Annotated in this window: 8 protein-coding genes and 3 pseudogenes; 6 read left to right on the top strand and 5 right to left on the bottom strand. The window is 43.9% G+C overall.

The genetic code is table 11. The annotated features are described in order from the left end of the window. The first annotated feature begins 176 nt into the window (after positions 1 to 176). Positions 177 to 827, top strand: a complete 651-nt coding sequence (locus F6K52_RS26200; protein ID WP_293085152.1) for a DUF3386 domain-containing protein — start codon at positions 177 to 179, stop codon at positions 825 to 827. 331 nt (positions 828 to 1,158) lie between these two features. Here F6K52_RS26200 and F6K52_RS26195 read toward each other — a convergent pair whose 3' ends face one another. The 3 genes and pseudogenes from F6K52_RS26195 to F6K52_RS26185 all read right to left on the bottom strand — a co-directional run bounded on the left by F6K52_RS26195 (position 1,159) and on the right by F6K52_RS26185 (position 2,851). Next, entirely contained in the window at positions 1,159 to 1,950 is a 792-nt protein-coding gene (locus tag F6K52_RS26195) for a cobalt-precorrin-6A reductase (RefSeq protein ID WP_293085149.1), read from the bottom strand. Positions 1,951 to 2,451: 501 nt separating this feature from the next. After that, a pseudogene (locus tag F6K52_RS26190) lies at positions 2,452 to 2,544 on the bottom strand (RNA-guided endonuclease TnpB family protein); the annotation flags it as partial. Between the two features lie 112 nt (positions 2,545 to 2,656). After that, complete coding sequence (locus tag F6K52_RS26185) at positions 2,657 to 2,851, bottom strand: hypothetical protein (protein WP_008178699.1); 195 nt, start codon at positions 2,849 to 2,851, stop codon at positions 2,657 to 2,659. Positions 2,852 to 3,521: 670 nt separating this feature from the next. Between F6K52_RS26185 and F6K52_RS26180 the strand changes: the two genes are divergently transcribed. From F6K52_RS26180 to F6K52_RS26165, 4 genes are all read left to right on the top strand, one after another. Further along, entirely contained in the window at positions 3,522 to 6,059 is a 2,538-nt protein-coding gene (locus F6K52_RS26180) for a mannose-1-phosphate guanyltransferase (RefSeq protein WP_293085146.1), read from the top strand. A 134-nt stretch (positions 6,060 to 6,193) separates the two neighbouring features. Then, positions 6,194 to 6,781, top strand: coding sequence for a single-stranded DNA-binding protein (locus tag F6K52_RS26175; RefSeq protein ID WP_293085143.1), 588 nt, complete (start codon positions 6,194 to 6,196; stop codon positions 6,779 to 6,781). 23 nt (positions 6,782 to 6,804) lie between these two features. Further along, positions 6,805 to 7,095: a hypothetical protein gene (locus F6K52_RS26170; RefSeq protein WP_293085140.1), complete on the top strand. Its 291-nt coding sequence runs from the start codon at positions 6,805 to 6,807 to the stop codon at positions 7,093 to 7,095. Between the two features lie 278 nt (positions 7,096 to 7,373). After that, entirely contained in the window at positions 7,374 to 8,318 is a 945-nt protein-coding gene (locus tag F6K52_RS26165; protein WP_293085137.1) for a lipase family protein, read from the top strand. A 134-nt stretch (positions 8,319 to 8,452) separates the two neighbouring features. On the opposite strand, the gene F6K52_RS26160 is transcribed toward F6K52_RS26165, so the two are convergent. Beyond that, positions 8,453 to 8,590: a hypothetical protein gene (locus F6K52_RS26160; protein WP_293085134.1), complete on the bottom strand. Its 138-nt coding sequence runs from the start codon at positions 8,588 to 8,590 to the stop codon at positions 8,453 to 8,455. Positions 8,591 to 8,653: 63 nt separating this feature from the next. Then, positions 8,654 to 8,833: pseudogene (locus tag F6K52_RS26155) on the bottom strand (HNH endonuclease); the annotation flags it as partial. 44 nt (positions 8,834 to 8,877) lie between these two features. On the opposite strand from F6K52_RS26155, the pseudogene F6K52_RS26150 reads away from it, so the two are divergent. After that, positions 8,878 to 9,441: pseudogene (locus F6K52_RS26150) on the top strand (DNA polymerase); the annotation flags it as partial.

Below are 9,441 nucleotides of genomic sequence, written 5' to 3'. Positions count from 1 at the left end.
CTAAAAACCATAAATTTGTACCTCACAAGTCGTATAATTGCTATAGCTTAAAGTTAGCTTAAAGTATTTCACCCAATTTAAAGATTATATGTAAAGTAGTAATGCTATAATAACCAGCGTCAGAGATTAGTGAATGAGTAGTCTTTGGATAAACTATCGGTTGACTTAGCAAGACTATGATCGAAAACGCAACAGCTCGTGAAGTATTCCAGGCGGCTTACGACAACCGCTACACCTGGGACGACGATTTTCCTGGTTACAAAGCTGACTTGGAAATTAAGCAAGGTGATGAAGTATACACTGGTCAAGTTCGCATTAATGGTGATCACAGTGTTGACGTCAGTGGGTTTGATGATGAAAAGGTCAAAGAAAGTGTCTATAACCAGATGCGGGATATTGTGACCCACCGTAAGCGGTCATCCTTTGAAAAAGCCCATGGTAAAAACCAATTTAGCTTTGGTGAAAACGATTCTACTGGTGCAGTGGAAATTTTTGTCAAGGGTGATGCTATGGGCTCTAACTATAAAGTCCGAGGGCAGGAAATTTGTCATGTCAGTCGGGTTATGGGTCCGATGGCTTTTACAATTAATACCAACGATAGCCTAGATACAGGAGAAGGGTATATTTCCTCAGGCTACAATGCCATTTTTCGCAATGCCAAAACTGGTGATTTGATGGCTAAACGAGAGTTTGAAGACAGCTTTGATAAAGTTGGTGATTATTATATTATGACTCGTCAAGTGGTTTATGCCATTGAGGAAAAAGGGCGGACAGCTACTGAATTCAACTTTTCTAATATCAAGTTACTCGAACCAGCTTTGGTTTAAGCTTTGATTGTCAGCTATCAGCTATCAGCTATCAGCTATCAGCTATCAGCTATCAGCTATCAGCTATCAGCTATCAGCTATCAGCTATCAGCTATCAGCCTTGGCCTTTGGCCAAGGGAAAATCCCCAGACTTTCAATTCTGATTAATCTCGAACTATTGAATTCTACCGTTCGCGTAGCGTGGCCATAGGCCTGCATAGGTTGATTTTAAGCTGTTAGCCTGGCGTGAGCTAAAAGCTGACGGCTGACAACTGACGGCTGACAGCTGACGGCTGAACGCGCACGCGTGCGCTACGCGCATATGCTTACCTTTTATTTAAGGGGCGAGAGTTCAAAGATAACGATCGCAAAACTCTAATGCCACAGATACATGGCTAGTTTGCTCGGGATAATCAACAACTGGGCGAGTAATGATAACTAGGGAGATGCCTAACTCAGTAGCTACCGCTCGTTTGATATCTTCTCCCCCAGCAATCCCAGATGCCTTGGTGACAACCATAGAGATGTCCCAATGATGCCAGAGTGCCTTTTCCAAATCAGCTGGTACCGGAGGACGCAGGGCAATAATTCGATTTGGGCTAAATCCAGAAGCGATCGCTAAATCGATGGCAGTAACACTCGGCAGAATCCTGGCGTATAGGGTTGACTGGTCTTGCCAGCCACGGAATAAGGGTAAATGTTTGTAACCGATGGTCAGTAATACCCGCTGCTGATGGAGATACTTACCAGCAATCAGGTCTTGGAAACTATTGAGATAAATGATTGGTGAATTGTCTAGTTCAGAACTTACCTGAGAATTTAGCTGTTGCCGTTCAAAACGTAGGTAAGGTATATGCCGAGCACAAGCAGCTGAAATCGCTATTTGGGAAATTTCCACCGCATAGGGGTGAGAGGCATCTAGGATCGCTACAATACCATGCTTCTCCAAAAACTGCTCTAGCTCATTTGTATCTAAACGTCCGACTCGAACCCTTAAATTTGGGGTTTCGGGATAGAGAGATTTAGCCGCTGTTGTGGTAACGGTTACTGTACAGGGCATACCCCTGGATGCGATCGCATTTGCCAGAGTCACACTTTCCGTTGTTCCACCAATCAGCCAAATACGGCCACTGCTATCTAGCACTTTGACACTCCCCGCTTTAAAAAGACGGGGATTCCTAGATCTACGACCGGCCTTAAACCTCCGTGTCCAAATGGCAATATCTAAACCATTATCCCGTCAAGACCAAGAATCTAGTTTAGTTCACGAAAGACCCAGCGGGCTAGTCTCCTTAGGCGTTTAGTTACTTATTGGAAAGTGCATGTGCATAGTCCGTTACTTTCCCGTTTCACTTGGTTTCAGCGTGCCCCGCCGTACCATTTTTCTCTCAAGTTGTGTCTTGCTGGGTTCACACACCAATTGTTGGTTGATGATTGGGTTTTTAAGGAGGATTTTCCCTACCCTCCGGGCATTACTTCTTTAAGGTCAAACAATTGCGGGTCTCTCTCCCGGTTGTGCCTCGGTTTTTCAGCCTGTACCCATATCTATATAATACTCTAGCACTAGGTAAGTGTCAACCTTTTTAGCGAAGTTGTATCTAGGCGACTTTAGTCGCTAGCTGGCTTTCATCCCGGAGACGAAACCTTAGAATAGTGCAGCCTTACAACAAAACCTGTCACCTTTAATGCATAGCCTACCAACTATAAAGGCTGCACTATTCTTGCGGTAACTTCTGACCCGGTTTAAAAACGCGGGGCTGAAAGCCTTGGGAATTCCGTAATGCCTAACTAGACACTTTCGTGGAGGTTTGTCTAGTCTTGTATAACATTTAACCACTAAACTTCTACTCCTATCTGCCCTTAAGGGCTTTAGTAAAGTTTTTGCGATAGGACTTATTAGCAACGATTAAAGCTGGCCACAACAGTGACAATGCTATCCGATTGGTTAAGCTGCGGCTGAAGTCAGTGCGCTCAAACCCCCTCCAGAATTTCCACACGCCATAGCCATAGACTACCAGTAACCCGAAGACAATTAAGTTAGCCATTCATCAAAAATCTTGCGATATTTGGAAACCCCGTCTCAAGTAAGATAGGCGTCTCGCCTGACAGGGAGGAGAAGCGAGCCCAAGGTGTGGTTTTAACTACCCTCGATCAATCTGGGTAGAAGACATTTGGTTATTGTTACATGGTTTTTCACCTCCGGTGCTTTTTATAAGATAATTTTCATATTAATGATAATTTTACCTGATCAAGCCAGTGTTAGACCATGACCTCTATACCATAAGTGTGTAGGTTAATCAACCGGTGCGCGCTGGTTAGCGCACCTACGAATTGATTCGGATTACAGCTCAAAGTAGCATTGATCCATATCCAGTTTATCTAGTCTTCATTTGTGGTGTGACCCTTAGGAGTTAAAGACTAGCCAAACTCAGTAGTGATCATTACCTGAATGAAGAAGCAGCGGGTTAACGCGCGATCTTTCTTCTGAGCTCGGAGAAAACTTGGCGACACCAATGTCGTTAGTTATAGTTCCGCCAGTCTTTGTCGAAAGCACTCTTTGATGACTCACTATCGACGCTAGCATGCCAAAATCACGGTTTTGAGATCAAGTCACTGTTTGTGGAGGTTAGTACTTCACTAAAAAAAGCCCATAACAAGACAAATGAACGTAGACAAGATGATCAAACCCCTTAACGGGTTAAAAGAGGAGGAATTATGCGAGCAGTGCTGATGGCTGGTGGTTCAGGAACACGGCTGAGACCGTTGACCTGTGATCTGCCCAAGCCCATGGTGCCAATCCTGAATCGACCCATTGCTGAACATATCGTTAATCTACTCAAACGGCACAATATCAATGAGGTCATTGCCACTCTGTACTATCTCCCAGATGTCATGCGGGACTACTTCCAAGACGGCAGTGACTTTGGGGTAAAGATGACCTATGCGGTAGAAGAAGAACAGCCTCTGGGGACTGCAGGTTGTGTTAAAAATATTTCCGAATTACTGAATGAAACCTTTTTAGTCATTAGTGGCGATAGCATCACTGACTTTGATTTGACTGCTGCGATTGAATTTCATAAAGCTAAGAAATCAAAGGCGACATTAATCCTAACTCGCGTTCCCAATCCCGTTGAGTTCGGGGTGGTGATCACCGATAAGGAAATGCGCATCCGCCGATTTTTGGAAAAACCTTCAACCTCAGAAATTTTTTCCGATACCGTTAACACTGGCACTTACATTCTCGAACCATCGGTTCTAGAGTACCTGCCATCCAATGAGGAATGTGACTTTTCTAAAGACCTGTTTCCCAAACTGCTTGAGAAAGATGAGCCAATGTATGGCTATGTAGCTGAGGGATATTGGTGTGATGTCGGTCACCTGGAGGCTTACCGAGAAGCCCAGTATGACGGCTTAATGAATAAGGTCACACTAGACTTTGCTTACCCAGAACAATCCTCAGGAATGTGGGTGGGACAAAATACCTATATCGACCCTACTGCCAAGATTGAAACCCCAGTACTAATTGGTAGCAACTGCCGGATTGGGCCAAACGCCCACATCGAAGCAGGCACAGTAATTGGGGATAATGTTACCGTCTCTGCCCACGCTCACCTGAAACGACCGATTATTTGGAATGGAGCGTTGATTGGTGAAGAGGTTAATCTGAGTGCCTGCACCATTTCCAGGGGAACCCGGGTAGATCGTCGTGCTCAGGTTTTGGAAAGTGCTGTTGTCGGTTCCCTGTCTAAAGTCGGAGAAGAAGCTCAAATTAGCCCCACTGTAAGGGTTTGGCCAAATAAAACTATAGAATCAGGTGCAACATTGAATATCAATTTAATTTGGGGCAACACTGCCCAACGGAATCTTTTTGGTCAGCGGGGTGTCCAAGGCTTAGCCAACATCGATATTACTCCCGAATTTGCCGTTAAGTTGGGAGCCGCTTATGGGTCTACCTTAAAACTAGGCTCCCAAGTATCACTCTCCCGTGACCAGCGTAGTATCTGTCGCATGGTGACCCGGTCTTTGATTGGGGGATTGATGTCTGTAGGTATTGATGTCCAGAACCTAGATGCAACCGCAATTCCTGTAGCTCGCACCGTCGTACCAACCCTAGGGGTTGAGGGAGGTATCCATGTGCGCGTGCATCCTGACCGACCAGATCATATCCTGATCGAAGTTATTGATGCCAAGGGAATTAATGTCAGCAAGGGTAAAGAGAAAAAAATTGAGGGGGCTTACTTTAAAGAAGACCTAAGACGAGTCCAGATCAATGATATCGGTAATGTTAACTACCCGATCCAGTTAATCGATATCTACGGTACTGCTTTTGAGAAGCATCTCAATGTAGAGGCAATTCGCAACAGTAGTGCTAAGGTAGTTATTGACTATGCTTATGCCGTTTCTGGTGCGGTGTTACCCCAACTGTTAGCGAAATTTGGGGCTGATGCAGTAGTCCTCAATGCCAGTTTGAAACAAACAGCTATCTCCACAGAAGAACGAGAGAGTTTGCTTAATCAGCTGGGTCAGGTGGTCGAGGCTCTAAAAGCTAATTTTGGCGTGCAGGTCTCTGCTAATGGGGAACAGCTGATTTTGGTGGATGAATCCGGAATCTCGATTCGAGGTGAGATATTGACTGCACTGATGGTCAATATTATGTTAACCTCCAATCCCAGGGGAACTGTGGTGGTTCCAGTCCAGACATCAAGTGCGGTGGAACAAATTGCCCGACGCCATGATGGCAAGGTGATCCGCACAAAATCTAACCCCACAGCACTGATGGAAGCTTCTCAAAGCAACCCCAATGTGGTCTTGGGAGGAAGTTGGGACATGGGCTTTATTTTCCCCCAACTACATCCAGGCTTTGATGCCATGTTTGGAATCGCCAAGTTGATCGAGATGCTGACAGTCCAAGAGCGATCGCTTGCTGATATTCGTGCCGAACTCCCCCGCGTATGGTACAAAACCGTTACTCTGCGCTGTCCTTGGACAGTTAAGGGTAGCTTGATGCGTCATCTGGTGGAAACCCATCCCAGTGAGCAGCTCGAACTTGTTGATGGCGTTAAAATTATCAACCCGCAAAATGATAACTGGGTGTTGATTTTACCCGATGCTGGCGAACCCTTAGTCCATATTTTTGCCAACAGCGATGACCGCGATTGGGTCGAGGAAAACCTCAAGCATTATCGCAACCATGTTCAGGAATTCGTTGAAAAAGAACAAGGTGTAGAAGCGCAACCTTCAGCCGTGTCATAAATCCGTGTCATAAATCCGATTGATCGGCTATTAACAGGTAAGCTATCAGCTTAAGCTGATAGCTTACACCAAAACTATTGGTACGCTTGTTCTATAATGAAGAGTCAACATTCAAAGAACAAGGGAGATAGGAGATGAACAGCTGCATTTTAATGGCACAAATTATTCAGGATCCAGAACTCCGTTACACTTCAGATAATCAGACACCCCTGACTCAGATGCTAGTACAATTCTCCGGTGTCAAGGCTGAGGACGCCCCATCCACCTTAAAAGTGGTAGGTTGGGGGGAATATTTGGCTAATGAAATTAAAACAAACTATTCCACAGGCGATCGCGTGGTGATTGAAGGTAGCTTAAGGATGAATCTGATTGAGCGACCAGAAGGATTCAAGGAAAAACGGGCAGAATTGACTGTTTCCCGGATTCACAAATTGGCAACAGATGATCACTTCGAGCCACAGGTCATGGCCTCGGATAGAACTTTCCAGCGTACCCCAGAACCATCCTCTCCCCAAACCTATGATAAGGTTGTATCGATGGATCAACATCGGATGTCGTCATCAGTTTCTTATCCTAGCAATACCGAACAAGATTTTGCTTATACCAGCACTGAACAAAATACTGAGCAAAGTTTTGAGTCTTCTTTTGGGTCTTCATCTCCTCAAAACCCAACCTCTGATAGCCCTAGTCATCAACACGATTTAGATGATATTCCCTTTTAGTTATTAGGAGCAAAGATTAAATTGTGTTTCAACTCCTTTACGTACTGATCTATGCCCTCCAGCCTTATCTAGACCTGATTTGCTTTTGTTTGGCTTGGGGGATAACGATGATTCTAGTTTGGAGCGTTTTGTCAGCAGTCCGAGAAAGTTTTGCTGTTGCCAAACGACTGCATCAAATTCCCTGTTCTAACTGTCAGTTTTTTACTGGTGATTATCGTCTTAAATGTACGGTGCATCCCTCGGTTGCTAATTCTGAGGCAGCAATTAATTGTATGGACTTTTGTGCAAAAAATAGTTACATGACAAGAGTTTAAAAGACTCGACAGTAAGGGCATTGGCTTGATCCTTGCTAGTGGGGAGGGAGCCTATATAGCAATCCTAAATTATTTATTTGTAAAATTCCTGGAATTGTAAAAAATTGGTGCCTTCTCCCTTCCCTTCTACTTCCTACTTTAAATAGCAATTCGTGTAGGAATTGATAGAATGTTTTTTCCCTGTTCCCTGTTCCCTGTTACCTTTGCTAAAGCAGACCATTTCTTTCACAAATCAGATAGGATTGCTATATATAGCAATCCTAATGAAAGCATGCGTGATGGATAACACAATTACTTACCTCACAACTGCTGACCTTGATTCCACCAGGGCGATCGTTTTAGCGCAAGCAAGCGGTCTAACTTATGATGCTTTTGATAAGCAAAACCCTGGTGAGTGTATTGAGGTGTCTCCACCGGATGGTTATGATTTTGTAGACTACTGGACTGGTGTTGATGCGATTTTTAATAAATACAAAACTGTTGAGTGTTATGGTCTAGTGTTTCGATATCAGCAGTCTCCTTACACTTATACATTTGCCTTTAGAGGTACTTCTTCGACAGAGGATATAATAGATAATTTTGGTGTTAATCATACAACATTTGTACCTTATAAAGAAGATGTTGTAATGCCATCTGAGCTCAGGGTTGAATCAGGTTTCTACCATATCTATTCCAATAGTGATGGGAACACACCCTCGATGCAGAATCAGGTGTTTGCCCTAGTTGATCAATATCAAGCATCTGAAAAACCGATCGATACTCTGTATATTACTGGCCATAGTTTAGGAGCTACACTGAGCACTTTATTCACACTTGATATGGCGTTGTCTAGACCAAATATCAAGTCTGTAAGCTACAACTATGCTTCCCCTCGTGTAGGCAACCAAGCATTTGTAGAATTTTATCAACAACAGGCACCTCAACAAAACCCTGAGACACGAACTATTCGTATCCAAAATGTTTATGATAAAGTTCCTTGTGTCCCATATAAACCTGAAAGATACCAGCATTTGCCCTATGCTTATCTAGTTTCATTTTATCGAGACAACTTAATGGGTAAATTTGAGATTATCGACAATCATCATCGCAAAAATTATAAAACCGTTTTGAATTGTGCCTTCGAGAGTGAAAGTGGCTTTTGTGATAAAACCTTTGACTACGGTCAGGGCAAAACGATGAAGTCGGTGACACCAGACCCTAGTACAGTCTGTACATATTGGTAGCTCTTGCTCTGGGGATGTATAGCGGTTTTCAATTTGGTAAGGTACAGAGTTTCTGGTTTTAGGGAGCAGGGAGCAGGGAGCAGGGAAAACAATCCTGTGTACCTGATAGTTATGCAAACGGCCGTATGCTTAGATCACTTTACTATCTCCTTAGCATCAACTTGGCGATAATAGTCTTCCATGTCTACATCAATTTCGTAACGATAGGCTGCTATATCTGCTAGCACCTCATCAAACAGAGGATTATTGGCATACATACCAGCAAATTCCATCCAACTTAAATGTGGGAAGGGGTCTCCCGCCGACAAAACAGACTGAGCGATAGCGAATCCGCATTAATTAACTTGGTATTCATAGCCATCAGCTCTAAAGATTGTTTGCAAATATTTGGGATGTACATCAAATCGCTGGCTGGGTAACAGCAACATAAAACTGGGACGATAACGAATAGCAATTCGCCCTGTGTACTGTCCAGCGTATTTTCCTTTTGGGATGTCAGCTTTAACAATGTCGCCCGAGGGAATCCAGTTAGTTTTAGTCTTCTGAATAGTTCCCAGCGAGTCGCATTCACTGCTTACGAATCCTAGCTCACTTGAGTCAAGAGCCAGTGCTAGTGGACGCTTACCAAACTCAAGCGGATGTCCATACCCTGACAGCGCAAATGTTATTTGATAAAGAAGACATTACTGGTGAAGAGCGGCGCTTGGGTAAGATAATTAACTTTGGCGTAATTTACGGCATGGGAGCACAACGGTTTGCTCGGGAAGCTAAGGTATCGGCAGCTCAAGGAAAAGAATTTATTGATCGATTGAATCAGCGCTATCCTCTAGTGTTTGCTTATTTAGAGGAAACTAAGAAAAAAGCGATCGCACAAGGCTATGTAGAAACTATACTCGGACGCCGTCGCTACTTTAGCTTTGGTGGTAACAGTCTTAAAAGGCTGCAAGGTAAGCCTCTCGATCAGATTGATCTCGATAAACTTAAGAGTATCAATCCTTATGATGCTGGGTCATTAAGAGCAGCAGCTAATTCCCCCATCCAAGGCTCTAGCGCTGATATAATCAAAATTGCCATGATTAAACTCTATCAAGAGTTACAGAAATATCAGGCGCGGTTGCTATTA

Origin of the sequence: Moorena sp. SIO3H5 (assembly GCF_010692395.1) — a bacterium.
Taxonomy (GTDB): domain Bacteria; phylum Cyanobacteriota; class Cyanobacteriia; order Cyanobacteriales; family Coleofasciculaceae; genus Moorena.
The sequence above is the reverse complement of the archived record's forward strand: the minus strand, read 5'-3'. Positions and strand labels throughout refer to the sequence as shown.

Excerpts from the sequence above, each read along its gene's own strand:
- F6K52_RS26185 (WP_008178699.1), bottom strand. The coding sequence starts at position 2,851 with ATGGCTAACTTAATTGTCTTCGGGTTACTGGTAGTCTATGGCTATGGC.
- F6K52_RS26180 (WP_293085146.1), top strand. The coding sequence starts at position 3,522 with ATGCGAGCAGTGCTGATGGCTGGTGGTTCAGGAACACGGCTGAGACCG.
- F6K52_RS26160 (WP_293085134.1), bottom strand. The coding sequence starts at position 8,590 with ATGGAATTTGCTGGTATGTATGCCAATAATCCTCTGTTTGATGAGGTG.
- F6K52_RS26200 (WP_293085152.1), top strand. The coding sequence starts at position 177 with ATGATCGAAAACGCAACAGCTCGTGAAGTATTCCAGGCGGCTTACGAC.
- F6K52_RS26165 (WP_293085137.1), top strand. The coding sequence starts at position 7,374 with ATGGATAACACAATTACTTACCTCACAACTGCTGACCTTGATTCCACC.
- F6K52_RS26175 (WP_293085143.1), top strand. The coding sequence starts at position 6,194 with ATGAACAGCTGCATTTTAATGGCACAAATTATTCAGGATCCAGAACTC.